This is a genomic window from Mycobacterium sp. 1165196.3, from assembly GCF_001673415.1.
Classification (GTDB): Bacteria; Actinomycetota; Actinomycetes; order Mycobacteriales; family Mycobacteriaceae; genus Mycobacterium; species Mycobacterium europaeum_A.
In genome coordinates, this window is sequence record NZ_LZLU01000257.1 from 1 (window position 1) to 19,908 (window position 19,908).

Below are 19,908 nucleotides of genomic sequence, written 5' to 3' on the forward strand. Positions count from 1 at the left end.
CGGTGTCGGACGCCCAGTTGCTCGACCTCGAAGACCGGGCCATGGCGCTGTTCGAGCGGATCGCGCAGGCGCGCGACATCAAGCTGCCGGACCGCGAGGTGATCCTGGGCGAGGACCGGAGCGGCCCGGCGGGAAAGCGCCTGTTCGCGTTGGCGTCTCGCATCCCGATCGGCACGGCCGACCGCTACTCGGTGCTGTCGGCACCGACGGCGGCCGCCCGCCTCGCCGCCCTGCGCGAAGCCGTGGACGCGGTCGCCGAAGTGGTGGAGTTTCAGCTTTCCGAATGACCGGGCGGCTTTCGCGGAAGGATGGTGCATGAAGGTACAGCTCCAGGTCAGCGGTTCACCGGCGCAGGCGGCCGCAAGCGCCGCCGAGATCGTCGCCACCGGCGCGGACGGATTGTTCACCTTCGAAGGCCAGCACGACGTCTTCTTTCCGCTGCTGATCGCCGCCGGCACGACCGGCCTGGACTTGATGACCAACGTGGCGATCGCCCCGCCGCGCAGCCCGCTGCACATGGCGCACTCCGCCTACGATCTGCAGCTCTACAGCGGCGGCCGGTTCCGCCTCGGCCTCGGCTCCCAGATCAAGGTGCACATCGAAAAGCGTTATGGCAGTAGGTGGGAGCGGCCGGCGCCACGAATGGCCGAAGCCATCGCCGCGATCAAGGCGATATTCGCCGCGTGGGAAGGCCACGCCCGGTTGGACTTTCGCGGCGAGTTCTACACCCACACCATCATGGCGCCCAATTTCAACCCCGGGCCCAATCCGTTCGGGCCGCCCCCGGTGCTGCTGGGCGCGCTGGGTCCGCTGATGACGCGCACCGCCGCCGAGGTCGCCGACGGCCTTTTGGTGATGCCGTTCAACAGTGCCCGCCACTTCGCCGATCGCACCGTCGCCGCCATCGCCGAGGGGCTGCGCCGCTCGGGGCGGTCGTTCGATGAGTTCCAGATCATCGCCCAGGCCATGGTGGCCGTCGGGCGCGACGAGGCCGACCTGGCGGCCGCGATCAACGGGGTGGCTTCCCTGATCGCGTTCTACGGCTCGACGCCGGCCTACCTGCCCGTGCTCGAGGTCGAGGGGTGGGCCGGTGTGCAGCCCGACCTCAACGCGCTGTCCAAGCAGGGCCGCTTCGCCGACATGCGCCGGTTGATCACCGACGAGATGGTGGCAAGGATCGGGATCGTCGGCACGCCCGAGCAATGCGCGGAGCAGATCGCCGCCCGGTTCGGCGAGCACGCCGACGAGGTGTGCTGTTACTTCCCCGGTTACACGCCGCGCCCCGCGGACGTCGCCGACATGATCGGTGCCCTGCACCGGGTACCCGCGCTGCCATGAGCGAGGACCTGACGGTCGACATGGACTCGGGCGTGGCGGTGCTCACCCTCAACCGGCCCGAGCGGCTCAACGCCTACACCGCCGAGATGGGCGCGCTGCTGAGCCGCGCGTACCGCGATTGCGACGACGATGACGACGTGCGGGCCATCGTGCTCACCGGAGCGGGAGGCGCGTTTTGCGCCGGGGCCGATTTCTCCGGTGACGCAAGCCCTTTCGACGCCCCCGCCGACCCCGGCGCGTTCTCGGCGTCACCGATCACGCCGGCCGCCTTCGAATTGCGCAAACCGGTGATCGCCGCCGTCAATGGCCACGCCATCGGCATCGGCCTGACCATCGCGCTGCAGGCCGACATCCGCTTCGTCGCCGAAGACGCGAAATACGGTGTGGTGCAGGTCCGCCGGGGCGTGCTGCCCGACTGCATGGCGCACTGGACGCTGACCCAGTTGACCACCCTGGGCGTAGCCGCCGACATCCTGCTGACCGGGCGAACCTTCGGCGGGGCCGAGGCCGCCGCCCTCGGCATCGCCAACCGGGCACTGCCCGCCGACCGGGTGCTCGACCACGCGCTGACCGTGGCCCGCGACATCGTGGTCAACGTGGCGCCCATGTCGGCGGCCCTGTGCAAACGCCTGCTGTGGGACACCGCGATCAACCACTACACACCGCGACAGGTCGCCGCGCTGGAAACGCGGCTGCACGAGCGGGTGATGGGCGGCGCCGACGCCGGCGAGGGCGTCGCCGCGTTCCGCGACCACCGGCCGCCGAACTTCACCGCCCGGCTGTCCCAAGAGTGGTCGTCGCTTCCCGAACCGTGAATCGGCGCGTATCAGGCTGTGGCGCAGAGCCTTTCGGAGAGGTCCCACAGTTCGGCCGCGCGCTGCGGGTCGCGGGCGCGCGGTGCGGCCTCGCCGATCCGGCAGTCCTGTAGGTAGAGGCCGCCCCGATCGGCCAGCTCCGGAGTGACCGCCGCCCACACCTGTGTGGCCGCACCCTGTTCGGGCATGACGAACTCGACGAAACCGTCGGAGGGTTCGGGGCTGTTCTCGGCGGCGAGCTTGCGCAGCCGCGAGAAATCCGCGCGCGACATGTACCGCGCGAGCGAGGTGGCCACGGTGCCCGGATGCACGGCGTAGGCGCGGATTCCCGCCCCCTGCAGGCGCCGATCGGCCTCCACGGCGTGCAAGATGTTCGCCGTCTTGGAAGCGCCGTAGGCGGCGAACTTGTCGTAGTCGCGCCGCTCCCAGTTGGGGTCGTCGAAGTCGACGTCGCCCATGACGTGGCCCCCCGAAGACAGGATCACGATCCGGGCCCCGCCGGCGGCGGTCAGCTGGGGGATGAGCAGGCGGGTGAGTTCGAAGTGCCCGAAATGGTTTGTCCCGATCTGTAATTCGAGACCGTCCCGGGTGCGTCCGAACGGCGTGAACATGACGCCGGCGTTGTTCATCAGCACGTCGACGGCCGGGGTGATGTCGGCGATCGCGGCCGCCGCCGCCCGCACGCTGGACAGCGCCGTGAGGTCGAGCGGCACCGTCGAGGTCCGGGCGCCGGCGACCTCGGTCGCGATCCAGCGCGCCGTCTCCGCGAGCGCGTCGGCGTTGCGGGCGGCCAAGATGACATGGGCGCCCGCGGCGGCCAGCGCCCGGGCCGCCGCGCGGCCCAGGCCCGACGACGCGCCGGTGATCACCGATGTCGTGCCGGACAGGTCGATCCCGTCGACGATGTGCAGCGCGGTCGGGCGTTCGGTCATGCGGACTAACTTATCGCCGCGAGTTCGCGGCCCCGGCGAGCGCTGCGCCGCATCAGCCGCGGCGCCACGACCCGGTGCAGGGGGCCGATCAAAACCCAGACCGCCCGGGCCGCGACCCGGCGGCGGAAGTGCAGCCGGGTGGTGAGGACGGCGCGCCGACCGTCCTGGCGGCGCAGCGTCAACTCCCCGCGCATCAGCGGCCCGCGGGTGGCCAACACCAGCTCGTCGGGGTCCGAGCGGACGATCGGCCAGCCGATGAGGTGGTCGGCGGAGCGGGCCGGACCCAGGCGCAGCCGCAGCACGTTGCGGTGGATCCACAACACCAGCTGTCCGCCCGCGCCGGGTTTGTCGCCGAGCCCGTCGCGGAACGCCTCTTCGGCGGTGCGCGCATCTCCGGCGGCGATGGGGACTTCGAAGACGTCCACATAATCGGCGGCGGCCTCGCCGGTGCGCGCCCGCTCGTCGAGCACCGCCGCCGCAACGCGTTTCAGGGTGTGCCGCACGACGACACGATGTCCGCCGGTGCCGATCACCAGCGCCCGGTACGCCTTGCCGTGCATACCGGGGAAGTCGGCCCACGTGGCCGCCCGCAGCCGGGTGCGTGTGGGGGCCTCGAGCGGGTCCAGCTCGAACACCCACCGGTAGACGGCGAACCAGTGGCGGCCCTTGAGCGCGAACCGTGCCGGCGGCCGGGCCTCGTCCAGGATGAAGCCGAAGGGCACGGTCGACGGGTCGTGCGGGTCGCGGCACATCACCCGCAGCAGCGCCGACCACGTGTCGTCGCGGTTGGCGTCGATGGTTATGGCATGCTCGTCGATATAGGGTAATCGTTCCATATAGAAGGAATGTACTAGATCATGGCGCCTCCGCGGAAGCATGAAACCGATGTGATTCTCGACGCCGCCCGGACGCTGGTGCTCGACGGCGGACCACGTGCGGCCAGCGTGGCGGCGATCGCGAAAGCCAGTGGCGCACCGGCGGGCACGTTGTATCACCGGTTCGGCAACCGCGACGGCATCCTGACGGCGGCGTGGCTGCGCGCGCTGCGACGCTTCCAGGAGCGTGCGCTGGCCGCTGACGGCGAGACCCCGACCGACACCGCCGTCGCGATGGCCGTGGCCGCGGTCGCTTTCGCGCGCTCCCTCCCCGAGGATGCCCGGCTGCTGTTGACGATCCGGCCCGGCGACCTGCTCGACGACGAGCCCGACGCGGCCTTCCGGCAGACACTCGCCGAAATGAACGCTCCGCTGACCCAACGCGTCGCGGCGCTGGCGCGCGAACTGTACGGGAATTCCAGGGCGCGCTCCGTCGATGCCGTCGCCCGTGCGGTCGCCGACCTGCCCTACGCCGTGGTGCGGCGCCACGCGCACGACGACCCGATGCCGTCCTGGCTCGAAAAGGACGTGGCGGCCTCGGCCCTGGCAGTGCTACAAAGCTTTGGCGAACGCCCGTAGCGCCTCGACCTGCGCGGGATCCAAAGAGGGACGGACGTTTTCGCGTGCCGTCGCGAGATCGGCGGCCGTCACGTCGGTTGCGTCGATGGATCGGCGCATCGCGGTCAGTGCGGCCTCCCGCAGCAGCGCCGCGCAGTCGGCGGCGCTGTAGCCGTCGAGTCCGGCCGCCACCTCGTCGAGATCGACGTCGGCGCTCAGCGGAATGGATTTGCCCGCGGTGCACAGGATTTCGCGGCGCGCCGCGGCGTCGGGCGGTTCGACGAAGACCAGCCGCTCCAGCCGTCCCGGGCGCAGCAGCGCGGGGTCGATGAGATCGGGCCGGTTGGTGGCGCCCAGCACCACCACGTCGCGCAGCGGATCGACGCCGTCGAGCTCGGTCAACAGCGCGGCCACCACGCGATCGGTGACGCCGGAGTCGAAGCTCTGCCCGCGTCGCGGCGCCAGCGCGTCCACCTCGTCGAGGAAGACCAGCGACGGCGCCGAATCCCGGGCGCGCCGAAACAATTCGCGCACCGCCTTTTCCGAACTGCCCACCCACTTGTCCATCAGCTCGGAGCCCTTCACGGCGTGCACGGACAGCTGCCCGGTGCTGGCCAGCGCTCGCACGATGAAGGTCTTGCCGCAGCCCGGCGGCCCGTACAGCAGCACCCCGCGCGGCGGTTGCACGCCCAACCGGGCGAAGGTGTCGGGATGCTGCAACGGCCACAACACGGCCTCGGTCAGGGCCTGCCTGGCCTCGGCCATGTCGCCGACGTCGTCGAGGGTGATGTTGCCGACACTGACCTCCTCGCTGGCCGAACGGGACAGCGGGCGGATCACGGTCAGCGCCCCGGCCAGATCCTCCTGTTTCAGCTCCGGCGGCCGGCCGTCGGAGCTGGCCCGCGACGCCGCCCGCAGCGCCGCCTCGCGCACCAGCGCGGCCAGGTCGGCGACGACGAAACCCGGTGTGCGAGAAGCTATCTCGTCGAGATCAAGGTCACCGGTGGGCACGTTGCGCAGCAGCGACTCCAGCAGCGCCTTGCGGGTGCCGGCGTCGGGAAGGGGCAGGCCCAGCTCGCGGTCGCACAGGTCGGGGGCCCGCAGCCGGGCGTCGAGCTGGTCGGGCCGCGCGGAGGTGGCGATCAGTGCGACGCCCTCGCTGGCCACCGCGGTACGCAGCTCGCCGAGGATCAGCGAGGCCACCGGCTCGGCGGTGGCCGGCAGCAGGGCGTCGACGTCGGTGATCAGCAGCACCCCACCGCCGTCGCGGACCGTCTGCACCGCCGACGCCACGGCCTTGAGCCGGTCCTCGGCGGCCAGCGCGCCGACCTCCGGGCCGTCGAGCGTGACCAGCCTGCGGTCGCCGGACACCGCGCGCACCAGGGTCACCTTGCCCACACCGGCCGGGCCCGACACCAGCACCCCGAGGTTGGCGCCCGCACCCAGCGTCTTGAGCAGATGCGGTTCGTCGAGCGCGAGCTTGAGCCACTCGACCAGCTTGGCGGCCTGGGGCTGGGTGCCCTTGAGTTCCTCGACGACCATCTCCGGCCTGGCGACCTCGACCGATATCCGCGACGAGGTTCTGGCACCGGACGGAACGCCGGTGCCCCAGGTGACGAGCGTGTTGGGCTGCACGCTCACCGGCCCGTCGGGGTCGACGCCGGTGACGGTCAGCAGCTCCGAGGTCCAGCTGATACCGACCGCGGTGGCCAGCGCGCGGGTGGCCTCGGACGTCGAGGTGCCCGGGCCCAGGTCGCGGGGCAGCAGCGAGACGGCATCGCCCACGGTAATCACCTTGCCCAGCAAGGCTCGTCGCAGCGTGACCGGCGTGATCGACTGGGTGGCCAGCGTCGAGCCGGCCAGCGTCACCGACCGCGCGCCGTACACGGTGACCGCGCCGACGACCACCGGGGTGCCCTCGCGCAGACCCGCGTTGGACAGCGTCACGTCGTCGAGCAGCACGGTGCTCACCGGGGTGTCCGGGCCGGCCAGGCCGGCCACCGCCGCCGTGGTCCGCGACCCGATCAGCGATACCGCGTCCCATTCCCGAATGCCCAGCGCGGCAATGGCATTCGGATGCAAGCGGATGACACCGCGGCGAGAGTCCACCGCGGAGGTGTTCAGCCGGGCGGTCAGGGTGAGCTGACGGGCCGGGCCCGAGTCGTCGCCGGAGCGACTCACGGCAGGCGCCTGCCCGGCTTGCGCAGGCCCAGCCGCGCCACCGACCGGCGGTTGGGCTGTGCCCGGCGGATCGCCCGCCGCGCCGCGCGGCGCTGCTTGGGTTCGTCGTCCCACGCCTCCGGGTGCGCGGCCAGCCAGCGCGAGTTGCGGATGGCGAACGGCACGTGGCACAGATAGGCGACGATGAGCACCCAAATCAACACGTAGGGCGCCAGCACGGCCGCCGCCGCGCAGATCGCCAGGACCGCCAGCAGGGGCGCCGCCCAGCTCGGCGGCACGGCGACCGCGTGCATCTTGCGCATCGGGATCTTGCTGACCATCAGGATCGACGTCCCGGTGATCCAGATGCACAGAAACAGCGGCGACGTCCACCAACCGTCGCCGAACTGCAGCTTGAGTCCGATCAGGCCGATCATCGAGATCGCGCCGGCCGGCGCGGGCATGCCGACGAAGAACTCGTGCGCGTAGGCCGGCTGACTGCCGTCGTCCTGCAAAGCGTTGAAACGTGCCAGCCGCAGCACCACACACACCGCGTAGAGCAGGATCACCACCCAGCCGGCCGGTGACTTGGTCAGCAGCGTCACGTAGAGGACGATCGCCGGGGTCACGCCGAAGTTCACCGCGTCGGCCAGCGAGTCGATCTGCTCGCCCATCCGCGACTGGGCGTCCAGGATGCGGGCCACCCGCCCGTCGAGCCCGTCCAGGATCGCGGCCGCGGCGATCAGCGCCATCGCGGCCTTGGGCTGGTGTTCGAGGGCGAACCGGATCGAGGTCAACCCCGCACAGACCGAGAGCACCGTCATCGCGCTCGGCAGGATCTGCAGGTTGACCGCCGGCCGCCCGCGCGGCTTGCTGATCATGGCAGCTCGGCCAGCACGGTCTCGCCGGCGATCGCGCGCTGACCGACCTTGACCAGCGGTTCGGAGCCCGCCGGCAGGTAGGTGTCCAGCCTGGACCCGAACCGGATCAGGCCGTAGGTATCACCGATCGACAGCTTGTCCCCGACGTGCGCGTCGCAGATGATGCGCCGGGCCAGCAGCCCGGCGACCTGCACCGCGACGACGTCCGCGCCGCTGGGTGTGCGGATGTGCAGGCTGGTGCGTTCGTTCTCGGTGCTCGCCGCGGCCAGGTCGGCCGAGCCGAACCGGCCAGGCCGGTGCTGCACGGCGATCACCTCGCCGCTGACCGGCGCGCGCTGCACGTGGGCGTCCAGCAGCGACAGGAAGATGCTGACCCGCGGCAGCGGCGCGTCGCCCATGCTCAATTCGGCGGGCGGGGCGGCGAAGTCGATCACGCAGATCTCGCCGTCGGCGGGCGCGACGATCGCGCCGGGCCGGGCGGGCGGCACCCGAGGGGGGTGACGGAAGAAGCCGGCGCAGGCGCCGGCGGCCAGCAGGCCCGCCCGTCGCACCCATCGGTGCCTGCGGCCGACCAGGGCCAGCGCCAGCCCGGCGCCGATGAACGGTCGGCCGGCCGGATGCACCGGCGGGACGGCGGAACGCACCAGTTCCAGTGCGTGTTGCGGGCTGAAGCCCGGGTCTTGAGCGGAGGGGCCGACAGTGCGGGGGCGGCGTGCCACGCGGCCATCTTACGGAGCCCGCGACTGATTCGTGGACGCCCGCAGGGGGAACGCCCACGTTCGACATGCAATCGCACAGCGCCGATCGAACGGCACTACGAGTGCGCCGGGCGAAAGTCGCGGTCACCGCCGTCTTCCTCGCGCACGGGCTGGTGTTCTCGTCCTGGGCCGCCCACATTCCGCATGTCAAGGCGGGGCTCGGCCTGTCCGACGCGACGCTCGGAACGGCGCTGTTCGGCGCGCCGCTGGGCTCGGTGGTGGCCACGGCGGTCAGCCACTGGGCGCTGCCCCGCTGGGGGAGCCACCGGCTGATCCCGGTCACGGTGGCCGGCTACGCCGCGGCCGGCACGACCGTGGGCCTGGCCCGGTCCGCGGCCGCGCTGTTCGCGGCGCTGGCGTTGTGGGGGCTGTTCCAGGGGGCGCTGGACGTCGCGATGAACACCCAGGCCGGCACGGTCGAGCGGCTCGCCGGGACCCCGATCATGGCGCGCTTCCATGGCATGTGGAGCCTCGGGGCGCTGGCGGGGGCGGTGATCGGCGCGGTCTGCGTCAGCGCGGGCGTCGGCCTGACCGTCCAGTTGACGGCGCTCGGGCTGGCGGTCCTGATCGTGGTGGAAACCCTGACCCGTCGCCTGATCCCCGACGCGGCCGAGACGGCGGCGCCGACGGGCCACGCGGAAGGCGACCGGGCCTGGATGACGCCGACCGTGGCGATCCTGGCGGCCGTGGCGTTCGCCTCGTTCCTGTGCGAAGGCGCCGCCACCGACTGGTCGGCCAACTATTTGCGCAACGTCGTCGGCGCCGGCCCGAGCGTCGCCGCGGTGAGCTACGCCGGCTACACGTGTGCGATGGTCGTCACCCGGTTCGGCGCACCGCGGCTGCACGCGCGGGTGCCCAGTCGCCGGCTGCTGCCGGGGCTGGCGCTGATGGCCGTCGTGGGCATGAGCGTGACGCTGGCGACCGCCAACGCCTGGATCGGCGTGCTCGGTTTCGCGGCGCTGGGCGCCGGCGTTGCGCTGCTGGTGCCGACCGCGTTCAGCGCGGCCTACGGCGCCAGCAGCGCCGGATCGGCGATCGCCATCGTGGCCGCCACCGGCTGGCTGGGATATCTGCTCGGGCCGCCGCTGATCGGGCACCTATCCGGCCGGGTGGGGCTGTCGGCGGCGTTGGTCACCATTCCGGTGATGATGGCGATCGTCGGCATCGCCATCCGCTGCACCCCGGCTTTCGACAAGGCCGACGAGTTCCATCGGGACGTGGCCACGCCCGCCGGCTAAGCCTGATTGCCCGCCTCCTCCTCACCCCCCAGCGCGGGCTGCATCGTCGCCGAGCTAGGCCTGATTGCCCGCCTCCTCCTCACCCCACTGCGCGGGCTGCATCGTCGCCGAGCTAGCGCAGATCCCAGACCTGCAGCTGGGTCCCCTCGGGCACCTCGACCACGTCCTCGGGGATGTCCAGCAGCCCGTTCGCCGACGCCAGCCACCGCAGGTGATGCGAGGCGGGGGGCCCGTAGCTGGTGACCGTGCTGGCGTCGTCTCCCAGCACCGCGCGGCGGAATTGGCGCTTGCCGCGCGGCGAGGTCAGCGACTCCGCGAGCACCGCGGTGCGAAGCGGACGGTCCGGATCCGGCAGGCCCATGGCCCTGCGCAGCGCCGGACGGATGAACACCTCGAAGGACACCAGCGCGCTGACCGGGTTGCCGGGCAGCGTGACGATCGTCGCGCCGGCCACCCGTCCCACGCCTTGCGGCATGCCCGGCTGCATGGCGACCTTGACGAATTCCACGCCCTGGTCGCCCTCCCGCCCGAAGGCGTCCTTGACCACCTCGTAGGCGCCGGCGCTGACGCCGCCGCTGGTGATGATCAGGTCGGCGTCACCGGCGTATCGGTCGATGATCGAACTGAACTGGGCCACTTCGTCTTCCGCGGTCGCCACGCCGACCAGCTCGGCGCCTGCATCCCGAACGGCGCCGGCCAGCATGATCGAGTTGGACTCGTAGATCTGCCCGGGCCGCAGCGCGGTGCCCGGCGTCACCAGCTCCGAACCGGTCGAGATCACCAGCACCCGCTGGCGCGGAATCACCCGCAACTCGGCGATGCCCAGCGCCGCCGCCAAGCCGAGCACCGCCGGCGTCACGACCTGACCCTGGCGCAAGACGGTGGTGCCGGGCGCGACGTCCTCGCCCGCGCGCCGGATGTGCCTGCCCGCCTCCCGTGGCGCGCGGATCGACACGACGTCCACGCCGCCGTCCGTGTCCTCCACCGGCACGACTGCCGTCGCCCCGGCCGGCAGCGGCGCGCCCGTCATGATCCGGTGGGCCGTACCGGGCTGCAGCGTCAGTTCGTCGGTGCGCCCGGCCGGAATGTCCTCGGCGACGGGCAGCACCACCGGGTGTTCGGGCGTGGTGGTCGACGTGTCCTCGGCACGCACCGCGTAACCGTCCATCGCCGAGTTGTCGAAGACCGGCAACGCCAGCTGCGCCACCACGTCCTCGGCCAGCACCAGGCCCTGGGCCTCGGCGAGCGGGACCGCGACCGGCGGCCGGGCACGAATCAACTCGCTGACAACCCGCTGATGTTCGGCGACTGAGCGCATCGGAGCCATTATCTCCCGGGTCAGACGGGGAAGCGGACGCCGGTGAGTTCTTCGGAGACGGCCCACAGCCGGCGCTGCAGCTCCTCGTCGTGGGACTGGGCGCTGGAGTCGACCAGCTTCGGGCGGCCCCGCTGTTCGAGGAATCCCGATGGGCCGAAGTACTGCCCGCCCTGAACGGCCGGATCGGTGGCGGCTCGCAGCGTCGGCAACGCGCCCATGGCCGGGCTCTGGAACAGCAGCGGCCCCAGCACGGCCTTCACCGGCCGGAAGACGCCCGGCAGGTTGCGGGCCAGCTCGGTGTTGGAGCCGCCGGGATGCGCGGCGACGGCGATGGTCTTCGCGTCGGGGTTGGCCGCCAGCCGTCGCTGCAGCTCGTAGGTGAACAGCAGGTTGGCCAGCTTGGACTGCCCGTAGGCGGCGATCCGGTCGTAGCGGTGTTCCCACTGCAGGTCGTCGAAATGGATCGCGGCCCGCAGCCGGTGCCCGAGGCTGCTGACCGTCACCACCCGCGAATCCCGCACCCCCAGCAGGTTTTCCAGCAGCAGCCCGGTCAGCGCGAAGTGGCCCAGGTGGTTGGTGCCGAACTGCAATTCGAAACCGTCCTGGGTGACCTGCTTGGGCGTCCACATCACGCCCGCGTTGTTGATCAGCAGGTCGATGCGGGGGTACGCCGCGCGCAGCGCGTCGGCGGCCGACCGGATCGCGTCCAGCGAGGTCAGGTCCAGCTGTTGCAGCGTGACATCTACTTTCCCGCGCCCTTGGCCGCCGGCGGCGACGATGCGCGACAGCGCCGCGTTGCCCTTCTCGAGATTGCGCACCGCCAGCACGACGTGGGCGCCGCGATAGGCCAGGACGGCGGCCGTCTCATACCCGATGCCGGTGTTGGCGCCGGTGACGACGACGACGCGGCCGCTTTGATCCGGGACATCGCCCTCCGACCAGTTGCGGTTCTCTTTGTCGTTGGAAGCCATGGCCCAAAACATACTCATCGACGGTCGAGGGCGTCGTGTCGGGCGACGGGCATTCGACGGTTCCGGCCGTGGGCCTGCGATGAAAAACCGTTATCCCGACAGCGATTTCCGCCGGATTCGCCACCCGCGCGGGTTTGTCAGCCCGTCGGGGTCGATCCCATCTGGCGGCGCAGCCAGGCGATGATCTTCGGCACCACCTCGGGCGCTTTGCTCATCGCGACGTGGCCGGTGCCCTCGACCAGGTGCACCTCGGTGTCGCGGCGGCCCCGGAAGTCTAAAGTGTCGGATTGCGGGACGAAATAGTCGTCGGCGCCGTTGATCACCAACATCGCCGAATTAGTTTGCTGGGCAAGCAGATCCGCGCGATTCAGGCGTTCCATTCCGGCGCTGAGCTGATCGAGGGTCCGGGAGTGGTCCCACTGCATCGCGTTGCCCAGGATGTCGTGCATGCCGTAGGGCAGTTTCGCGAGATTGTCGGGACCGAAGGCGGCGACCACGGGACCGCCGAGATCGATTGCGGCATCGACGATTCCGGACAGTCCCGACATCGCGGCGAAGTTGCCGCCGAACGATGCGCCGAAGTGCGCGACCCGGCCGTCGCCCAGCGTCCGGGCGTGGCGGGCGAGCCCGCGGATCACCTCGTCGGCGTGTTGGTCGAGCGGGATCGCGGTTTCGCCCGTGCCGGGATGGTCGAAGGCCATGGTGGTCACGCCCGCGCCCTGGGTGAATGCGACCCACCACGGGTGGATGTCCATCTTCCAGGTGTCCACGCCGCCGCTGGCGATCAGCACCGGACGGGCGGCGTAGTCACCGTCGGCCGAATACAGGTGCACCGGCACCTCGACGGACCCGTCGCGGTAGGCGACGGTGAGGAAGCGCCGTTCGAAGTGCACCGGGAAATCGCCGGCCGCCAACTGGAACTGCTCGAGCTGGTGCTGCATCGCTTTGGCCCGCGCCGCGTCGGTGAGGCAGGGAAACTTTGCGCACCCGTAGACCAGCGACGCCATCCGATGTTCGGTTCGCTCGGCGTATTCGCTTGCCAGCAAAGACCATTCATAGACCCAGCCGCCGGGCGCATCGGCCCACATGTCGTCGACGGCCGCGCGGACCCGCTCGATGTCCTCGCGCGGGATCCCGAACTTCGCGAACTGCTCGGTGCGGTCGTCGAACATGGCCGACGCGTCGATGTCGTAGGTGTACATGATGGCCAGCCCCTCATTTTCACGGCCCGTTGAGACTAGTCTCACGCTACGGTGAAACTAGTCTCAACGCAAGAGGAAATTCACGCTACGATGAAACTCATGCCGAAGAGGTCGACCACGCCCGGCCCGCGCGATGAGCGCGGCGTGCTGGCCGCGCGGATCGTGGCCGCGGCCCGCGTCGAATTCGCCGAACACGGCTGGGCGGGCACCACCATCCGCGCGATCGCCCGGGCCGCCGACGTCGATCCCGCGCTGGTCTACCACTACTTCGGGTCCAAGGAGAAGCTGCTCGACGCGGCGACGAACCCGCCGCAGAAGTGGCTCGACGACGTCGCCAAGGTCTGGGTTACGCCGGTCGAACAACTCGGCGCCGCCGTGCTGGAGCTGATGCTGGCCAGCTGGGACGACGAGGAGATCGGGCCGACGTTGCACGCCATCCTGCAGACCGCGGCGCACGAACCGACCACCCGCGAAAAGCTACGACGCGTCGTCGCCGGCAGCCTGATGGGCGTCGCACATCTCGGGGTCGACGAAGACGAGCGCCTTGTCCGCAGCGGCCTGATCGCGTCGCAGACGATCGGCCTGGCCCTGATGCGCTACGTCTGGAAGATCGAGCCCCTCGCGTCGATGACGAACGAGGAAATGCTCGCGGCGATCACGCCCAACCTGCAGCGCTACGTCGACGGCGACCTGACGGGCGCGACGTAGCGCCGGCCCGGCGTGCGCGGTACGCGGGGCCGCCGTGTCATCGCGGGCGGTGCGAGCGACAGGCGTGCCCGGGCGCGATCGCGCAACCCTCGCCCGCCCCGTTGATAGCCGCTGACCCGGGTGCCGCGTTCGCGTACGGCGACCGGCGCTGGTGGGCGCGGCCGAAAGTCCGGTGTGCTCCGGGGTTTTGGGCGTTTGACGCGCAGGCTGATCATCACCGGGGCGCTCATCGACCAATCGATCCGTTGCCGCATCCAGGCCGCGGCCCGTTTCGACGGCTTCCTCGTTCGCACGGCCACACCCTACGCCCATCGGTCCCGTGGCCGGCGGCGCCATCAGAAACGTTACGGCGGAACAAATTTCGCGTTAATGCAAGGGTTTACTGCACCCAGAAATTATCGTGCCGGATGAACCATTCGCGGCGCTCGTCGTCGGTCATATCCGCCAGGGCCGCAAAGCCTTCGAAGTACGCCTCGCGCGGCGCGCCGGGCGCGAACAGCATTAGAATCGATGCCGGTTCGTTCGCCTCGTTGCGAAAACCGTGGACGCCCCCGGGTGGCACGTAGAGGAAGTCACCCTGGTGACCGTCCGTCCACTCGGTGCCGTCGTAGAGCTTCATCGTCCCGGACAGGACGAAGAACGCCTCGGACATGGCGCGGTGAAAATGTGCCGGTGGACCGCCGCCGGCCGGCGCGATGTCGACCCGGTAGAGGCCGTAATCGCCGGCGGTGTCCTGCTGGTTGGCCAGGTAGTGGTACTTGACGCCGGAGGTTTCGTAATCGGGTGGCTGATCGGCCCGCTTGAGCCAGGCGCTGATCTCCGGTTCGTCCTTGGTGTAGCGGGCTGGCGGGTAGGGCGGCACAACGAGGGACATGGTTCCAGTGTGCGCATAGCATCGCCGGTGTGAAGGGATCGAGCGCCGAAGATGTTCGCGTGCAACGGCTGCTGGACGCCGAAGACAAGGCCGGCCAACTGTTCGACGAGATCGAGCGGCGGGCCATGATCCGGCCCGGGCTGGCCGAAAAGGAACTCTCCGACCAGATCCACGACCTCGCCGGGGAGATGTTCGGGGTGACCCGGCACTGGCACCGGCGGATCGTGCGCGCCGGGGAGAACACGTTGCAGCCGTTCCAGGAACGCCCGCCGGACCGGATGATCGCCGACGACGACATCGTCTTTTTGGACCTGGGGCCGATCTTCGAGGAGTGGGAGGCCGATTTCGGGCGGACGTTCGTGCTCGGTGACGACCCGCACAAGATCGCCCTTCGCGACGCCCTGCCACGGGTGTGGCAGGCCGGCCGCGACCACTTCGCGAGCAACTCCGGGATCACCGGCGCCGAGCTGTTCGACTACGTCGTCGGCGTGGCCCGCGCCGAGGGCTTCGAGTGGGGCAGCCATATCGCGGGCCATCTGATCGGCGAATTTCCGCACAAGAAGATCGCCGGCCGGGGCGTCCAGTGGTACGTCATGCCCGGGTCGAACAAGCCGATGCGCCGCACCGATCCGCGCGGGCGCATCTGTCACTGGATCCTCGAGATCCACCTCGTCGATCGCCCGCGCGGTTTCGGCGGCTTTTACGAGCAGCTGCTCGATCTGGGCTAAACGGCGTACTTCACCCCGGTCAGTTCCTCCGACACCGTCCACAACCGGCGCTGCCGTTCGGCATCGTGCGACTTGACGCTGGATGTCACCACCTTCGGGCTGCCCTGCATCTCGCCGATGCCGTCCGGTCCGAAGTACTGGCCACCGAGCACGCCCGGGTCGGTGCCGGCGCGCAACTGCGGCAGCGCGCCCGCGGCCGCGTCCTGCGAGATCAGGCCGAACACCGGAGTCACGACCCGCTCGACGAGCGGCGGAAGGTTGCGCGTCAGTTCGGTGCGCGAGCCGCCGGGGTGAGCGGCGACGGCGATCGCCGTCCCGTGCGGAGCCAGCCGCCGCTGCAGCTCGTAGGTGAACAGCAGATTGGCCAGCTTGGCCTGTCCATAGGCGGCGACCCTGTTATAGCTGCGCTCCCACTGCAGGTCGTCGAAGTGGATGTCGGCCAGGATGCGGTGGCCGAGGCTGCTCACCGTCACGACCCGCGAGCCGGCCACCGGCAGCAGCCGGTCCAACAGCAGGCCGGTAAGGGCGAAGTGGCCCAGGTGGTTGGTGCCGAACTGCAACTCGAAGCCGTCCTTGGTGGTCGACTTCGGCGTCCACATCACGCCCGCGTTGTTGATCAGCAGGTCGATGCGGTCGTGCGCGGTGCGCAACTGCTCGGCGGCGGACCGCACGGACTGAAGCGACGTCAGGTCCAGCTCCTGAAGCGCGACGTCGGCGTGGGGGCTGTGGGCGGTGATGCGGGCGGCCGCGTCCTTGCCCTTGTCCAGGTTGCGCACCGCCAGCACCACGTGGGCGCCGCGGTCGGCCAGCGCCAGGGCGGTCTCGTAGCCCAATCCGGTATTGGCCCCGGTGATGACGGCGACCCGTCCGGTCTGGTCGGGAATGTCCTTGGTGGTCCACTTGGCCATGAGAGACTCCTTGAACTTGTAGAGTAAACGGGGCGGGCGCTCCGGTTGAATCCGACTATACGGAACGCACGCCCCGGTTTGTCAATCGATGGATGGTGAACAGATGGCACGGCCCGAACGCCGGTTGCGTGCCGATGCGGCGCGCAACCGCGCGCGCGTGCTCGAAGTCGCCTATGACACCTTCGCGGCCGAGGGCCTTTCGGTACCCATCGACGAGATCGCGCGCCGCGCCGGCGTCGGGGCCGGCACCGTCTACCGGCACTTCCCGACCAAGGAGGCGCTGTTCCAGGCCGTCATCGAGGACCGGATGCAGCGGCTGGTCGACGACGGGCGGGCCCTGCTGGACACCCTCGGACCCGGCGAGGCGCTATTCGCCCTGCTGCGTTCGATGGTGCTGCACTGGGGCGCGGCGGATCGCGGCCTGGTCGACGCGCTGGCCGGATTCGGGATCGACATCGCCAGCGCGGCGCCCGACGCCGAGGACGCGTTCCTGGCCATGCTCGACGAACTGCTGCGGGCCGCGCAGCGGGCGGGCACCGCGCGCCAGGACATCGGGGTGCGCGAAGTCAAGGCGATCATGGTCGGGTGTCAGGCCGCGGAGGCCTACAACCCGGACTTGGCCGAGCGGGTGACCGACGTCGTCGTCGACGGTTTACGCGCTGGGCGATCGGGCTGACCTCTTCTTGCACTCGACATAGGCGAGTGCTAAGAATGACGTTGGCACTCGCGACCAGCGAGTGCTAGGTCGGGACGGTGAGGCCAGGGCCGCGGCAAGCGGAAGACACCTAGCCGTCCGTCGCGGGCACTGCACCCGGCCACAGCGTTGATGGGGCGACCCGACAAGCGGTCGCCCTGAGTGTCACCCCATAGTTTCGGAGGAATCACTTCGCAATGGCCAAGACAATTGCGTACGACGAGGAGGCCCGTCGCGGCCTCGAGCGGGGGCTGAACGCCCTCGCCGACGCGGTAAAGGTGACGTTGGGTCCCAAGGGCCGCAACGTCGTCCTGGAAAAGAAGTGGGGCGCCCCCACGATCACCAACGATGGGGTTTCCATCGCCAAGGAGATCGAGCTGGAGGACCCCTACGAGAAGATCGGCGCCGAGCTGGTCAAGGAAGTCGCCAAGAAGACCGACGACGTCGCCGGTGACGGCACGACGACGGCCACGGTGCTGGCCCAGGCGTTGGTCCGCGAGGGCCTGCGCAACGTTGCGGCCGGTGCCAACCCGCTGGGTCTGAAGCGCGGCATCGAGAAGGCCGTCGAGAAGGTCACCGAGACCCTGCTCAAGTCGGCCAAAGAGGTCGAGACCAAGGACCAGATCGCTGCTACCGCGGCCATCTCCGCGGGCGACCAGTCGATCGGCGACCTGATCGCCGAGGCGATGGACAAGGTCGGCAACGAGGGCGTCATCACCGTCGAGGAGTCCAACACCTTCGGCCTGCAGCTCGAGCTCACCGAGGGCATGCGGTTCGACAAGGGCTACATCTCGGGCTACTTCGTCACCGACGCGGAGCGTCAGGAAGCCGTCCTCGAGGACCCCTTCATCCTGCTGGTCAGCTCCAAGGTTTCGACCGTCAAGGACCTGCTGCCCCTGCTGGAGAAGGTCATCCAGGCCGGCAAGCCGCTGCTGATCATCGCCGAGGACGTCGAGGGCGAGGCGCTGAGCACCCTGGTCGTCAACAAGATCCGCGGCACCTTCAAGTCGGTGGCCGTCAAGGCTCCCGGCTTCGGAGACCGCCGCAAGGCGATGCTGCAGGACATGGCCATCCTCACCGGTGGTCAGGTCATCAGCGAAGAGGTCGGCCTGTCGCTGGAGAGCGCCGACGTCGCCCTGCTGGGTAAGGCCCGCAAGGTCGTCGTCACCAAGGACGAGACCACCATCGTCGAGGGCGCCGGTGACTCCGACGCCATCGCCGGCCGGGTGGCCCAGATCCGCAGCGAGATCGAGAACAGCGACTCGGACTACGACCGCGAGAAGCTGCAGGAGCGCCTGGCCAAGCTGGCCGGCGGTGTTGCGGTGATCAAGGCCGGAGCCGCGACCGAGGTCGAGCTCAAGGAGCGCAAGCACCGCATCGAGGACGCCGTCCGCAACGCCAAGGCCGCCGTCGAGGAGGGCATCGTCGCCGGTGGTGGCGTGGCCCTGCTGCACGCGACCCCGTCGCTGGACGAGCTGAAGCTCACCGGTGACGAGGCGACCGGCGCCAACATCGTCCGTGTGGCGCTCGAGGCTCCGCTGAAGCAGATCGCCTTCAACGGTGGTTTGGAGCCCGGCGTCGTGGCCGAGAAGGTCCGCAACTCGCCCGCCGGTACCGGCCTGAACGCCGCGACCGGTGAGTACGAGGACCTGCTCAAGGCCGGCGTTGCCGACCCGGTGAAGGTGACCCGTTCGGCGCTGCAGAACGCGGCGTCCATCGCGGGCCTGTTCCTCACCACCGAGGCCGTCGTCGCTGACAAGCCGGAGAAGGCGGCCGCACCCGCGGGCGACCCGACCGGTGGCATGGGCGGCATGGACTTCTAAGTCCGACGACTCAAGCACGGGAAAGCCCGGCCCCCACAAGGGGCCGGGCTTTTTCGTGTCTACGGGACGTCTCGACGCCCGGGCGTCGCTCCGCGAGTGTGAAGTTAGCCGCACATTCGACGCCGAGCGTGCGGCCAGCTTCACGTTCGGCGCCCGTAGTGTGAACGTGTGGCCCTTCCGACTCCCTCCCCCGAAAGCACCGCCGTCGTCACCGGCGCGTCGTCGGGCATCGGCGCCGACATCGCCCGCGAACTGGCCGCCCGCGGCCACGGCGTGACACTGGTCGCCCGCCGGGAGGACCGGCTGCGCGAGCTGGCCGACGAACTCGCCGGCCGGGTACGCGTCGAGGTGATCGCCTGCGACGTCGCCGATTCCGCCGCGCGCGCCGGCCTTCTCGACGAGGTCGGCCGCCGCGGCCTGACCGTCGACATCCTGGTCAACAACGCCGGCATCGGGACCATGGGTTCGGTGACCAAGACGCCCGTCGACGCCGAGATCGCCCAGGTGCGGGTCAACGTCGAGGCCGTCATCGACCTGAGCACCCGCGCGGTCCAGCAGATGGTGCCGCGCGGCCGTGGCGCGATCCTCAACATCGGATCCACCGCGGGCTACCAACCGTTTCCGGGGCAGATCGGGTACGCGGCCACCAAGGCGTTCGTCAACAACTACACCCAGGGGCTGCGCGGTGAACTCGCCGGCACCGGCGTCACCGTCGCGCTGCTGTGCCCGGGGCCGGTGCACACCGAGTTCGTGAAGAGCGCCGGCATGGACGAGCGGGAATTCGCCGATGCGTTCCCGAAGTTCATGTGGAAGCCGTCGCGTGAGGTGGCGCGCGCCGGAGTCGACGCGCTCGACCACGACCGCGGAACGGTGATCCCGGGCTTACCGAGCCAGATCAGCACCCGCCTGTTTCAGTTCATGCCGCGGCGGGTGTTGTTGCCGCTGTTGCGGAATCAGCATCCCAGCCTGCGTAGGGACGGCTCAGCGGGCTAGCGGCGATCGCGAGCGCGGCGGAGCCGGGGAAGCCGGGTCGCCGCCGTCGGACTCAGCGGCGATCGCGAGCGCGGCGGAGCCGGCCGAAGCGGGTCGCCGCCATCGACCTAACTACAGTCTCATCCGTGAGCCGC

At 70.2% G+C, this 19,908-nt stretch carries 19 protein-coding genes and 1 pseudogene; 10 read left to right on the forward strand and 10 right to left on the reverse strand.

All coding sequences use genetic code 11. From position 1 onward, the window contains the following. The 3 genes and pseudogenes from A5659_RS24675 to A5659_RS24685 all read left to right on the forward strand — a co-directional run. A pseudogene (locus A5659_RS24675) lies at positions 1-287 on the forward strand (ATP-dependent protease); the annotation flags it as partial. Between the two features lie 28 nt (positions 288-315). Then, positions 316-1,338, forward strand: a complete 1,023-nt coding sequence (locus tag A5659_RS24680; RefSeq protein WP_067184910.1) for a TIGR03617 family F420-dependent LLM class oxidoreductase — start codon at positions 316-318, stop codon at positions 1,336-1,338. Beyond that, positions 1,335-2,153: an enoyl-CoA hydratase-related protein gene (locus A5659_RS24685; RefSeq protein WP_067184914.1), complete on the forward strand. Its 819-nt coding sequence runs from the start codon at positions 1,335-1,337 to the stop codon at positions 2,151-2,153. The genes A5659_RS24680 and A5659_RS24685 overlap by 4 nt, the downstream gene beginning before the upstream one ends. Positions 2,154-2,164: 11 nt before the next feature. Here the strand turns inward: A5659_RS24685 and A5659_RS24690 are convergent, their stop codons facing one another. After that, positions 2,165-3,085: an SDR family NAD(P)-dependent oxidoreductase gene (locus A5659_RS24690; protein ID WP_067184917.1), complete on the reverse strand. Its 921-nt coding sequence runs from the start codon at positions 3,083-3,085 to the stop codon at positions 2,165-2,167. Between the two features lie 5 nt (positions 3,086-3,090). Continuing rightward, positions 3,091-3,921 carry a DUF2867 domain-containing protein gene (locus A5659_RS24695; RefSeq protein WP_066880006.1) on the reverse strand — a complete coding sequence of 277 codons (831 nt, stop codon included), beginning with the start codon at positions 3,919-3,921 and terminating at the stop codon, positions 3,091-3,093. 21 nt (positions 3,922-3,942) lie between these two features. Between A5659_RS24695 and A5659_RS24700 the strand changes: the two genes are divergently transcribed. Further along, positions 3,943-4,539 (forward strand): TetR/AcrR family transcriptional regulator, encoded by a 597-nt coding sequence (locus A5659_RS24700; RefSeq protein WP_066872508.1) that lies wholly within the window; start codon positions 3,943-3,945, stop codon positions 4,537-4,539. Here A5659_RS24700 and A5659_RS24705 read toward each other — a convergent pair. Genes A5659_RS24705 through A5659_RS24715 form a run of 3 tightly spaced genes read right to left on the reverse strand, consistent with a single transcriptional unit; the run spans position 4,513 to position 8,278 of the window. Then, positions 4,513-6,699 (reverse strand): AAA family ATPase, encoded by a 2,187-nt coding sequence (locus A5659_RS24705; RefSeq protein ID WP_067021830.1) that lies wholly within the window; start codon positions 6,697-6,699, stop codon positions 4,513-4,515. The genes A5659_RS24700 and A5659_RS24705 overlap by 27 nt on opposite strands. Then, positions 6,696-7,559: a CDP-diacylglycerol--serine O-phosphatidyltransferase gene (gene pssA / locus A5659_RS24710; protein ID WP_066872514.1), complete on the reverse strand. Its 864-nt coding sequence runs from the start codon at positions 7,557-7,559 to the stop codon at positions 6,696-6,698. The genes A5659_RS24705 and pssA overlap by 4 nt, the downstream gene beginning before the upstream one ends. Beyond that, complete coding sequence (locus tag A5659_RS24715) at positions 7,556-8,278, reverse strand: phosphatidylserine decarboxylase (protein ID WP_082976182.1); 723 nt, start codon at positions 8,276-8,278, stop codon at positions 7,556-7,558. Before A5659_RS24715 ends, pssA begins: the two co-directional genes overlap by 4 nt. Before the next feature lie 65 nt (positions 8,279-8,343). Here A5659_RS24715 and A5659_RS24720 point away from each other — a divergent pair, with 65 nt between their 5' ends. Next, on the forward strand, positions 8,344-9,555 hold the full coding sequence (locus A5659_RS24720) for an MFS transporter (RefSeq protein WP_067184923.1): 1,212 nt from the start codon (positions 8,344-8,346) through the stop codon (positions 9,553-9,555). 112 nt (positions 9,556-9,667) lie between these two features. Here the strand turns inward: A5659_RS24720 and glp are convergent, their stop codons facing one another. The 3 genes from glp to A5659_RS24735 all read right to left on the reverse strand — a co-directional run bounded on the left by glp (position 9,668) and on the right by A5659_RS24735 (position 13,046). Beyond that, a complete protein-coding gene (glp, locus tag A5659_RS24725) occupies positions 9,668-10,873 on the reverse strand; it encodes a gephyrin-like molybdotransferase Glp (protein WP_067184927.1) in 1,206 nt (401 codons plus the stop codon). Positions 10,874-10,893: 20 nt separating this feature from the next. Further along, entirely contained in the window at positions 10,894-11,844 is a 951-nt protein-coding gene (locus A5659_RS24730; protein WP_067184933.1) for an SDR family NAD(P)-dependent oxidoreductase, read from the reverse strand. Positions 11,845-11,981: 137 nt separating this feature from the next. Then, positions 11,982-13,046, reverse strand: a complete 1,065-nt coding sequence (locus tag A5659_RS24735; RefSeq protein ID WP_067021827.1) for a S9 family peptidase — start codon at positions 13,044-13,046, stop codon at positions 11,982-11,984. A 99-nt stretch (positions 13,047-13,145) separates the two neighbouring features. Between A5659_RS24735 and A5659_RS24740 the strand changes: the two genes are divergently transcribed. Then, positions 13,146-13,754, forward strand: coding sequence for a TetR family transcriptional regulator (locus A5659_RS24740; RefSeq protein ID WP_067021825.1), 609 nt, complete (start codon positions 13,146-13,148; stop codon positions 13,752-13,754). Between the two features lie 379 nt (positions 13,755-14,133). On the opposite strand, the gene A5659_RS24745 is transcribed toward A5659_RS24740, so the two are convergent. After that, on the reverse strand, positions 14,134-14,628 hold the full coding sequence (locus A5659_RS24745; protein ID WP_066867554.1) for a cupin domain-containing protein: 495 nt from the start codon (positions 14,626-14,628) through the stop codon (positions 14,134-14,136). Between the two features lie 29 nt (positions 14,629-14,657). Here A5659_RS24745 and A5659_RS24750 point away from each other — a divergent pair, with 29 nt between their 5' ends. Beyond that, on the forward strand, positions 14,658-15,356 hold the full coding sequence (locus A5659_RS24750; RefSeq protein WP_067021823.1) for a M24 family metallopeptidase: 699 nt from the start codon (positions 14,658-14,660) through the stop codon (positions 15,354-15,356). Here A5659_RS24750 and A5659_RS24755 read toward each other — a convergent pair. Continuing rightward, positions 15,353-16,264 carry an SDR family NAD(P)-dependent oxidoreductase gene (locus A5659_RS24755; RefSeq protein WP_067184930.1) on the reverse strand — a complete coding sequence of 304 codons (912 nt, stop codon included), beginning with the start codon at positions 16,262-16,264 and terminating at the stop codon, positions 15,353-15,355. The two genes, A5659_RS24750 and A5659_RS24755, sit on opposite strands and share 4 nt — an antisense overlap. Before the next feature lie 103 nt (positions 16,265-16,367). Between A5659_RS24755 and A5659_RS24760 the strand changes: the two genes are divergently transcribed. The 3 genes from A5659_RS24760 to A5659_RS24770 all read left to right on the forward strand — a co-directional run bounded on the left by A5659_RS24760 (position 16,368) and on the right by A5659_RS24770 (position 19,774). After that, positions 16,368-16,940 carry a TetR/AcrR family transcriptional regulator gene (locus A5659_RS24760; RefSeq protein ID WP_066881686.1) on the forward strand — a complete coding sequence of 191 codons (573 nt, stop codon included), beginning with the start codon at positions 16,368-16,370 and terminating at the stop codon, positions 16,938-16,940. A gap of 215 nt (positions 16,941-17,155) precedes the next feature. Further along, positions 17,156-18,781 carry a chaperonin GroEL gene (groL, locus tag A5659_RS24765; protein WP_007768358.1) on the forward strand — a complete coding sequence of 542 codons (1,626 nt, stop codon included), beginning with the start codon at positions 17,156-17,158 and terminating at the stop codon, positions 18,779-18,781. A 168-nt stretch (positions 18,782-18,949) separates the two neighbouring features. After that, the gene (locus A5659_RS24770; RefSeq protein ID WP_066881685.1) at positions 18,950-19,774 is read left to right on the forward strand and encodes an SDR family oxidoreductase; all 825 of its coding nucleotides are present in this window, start codon (positions 18,950-18,952) and stop codon (positions 19,772-19,774) included. Positions 19,775-19,908: the final 134 nt, after the last annotated feature.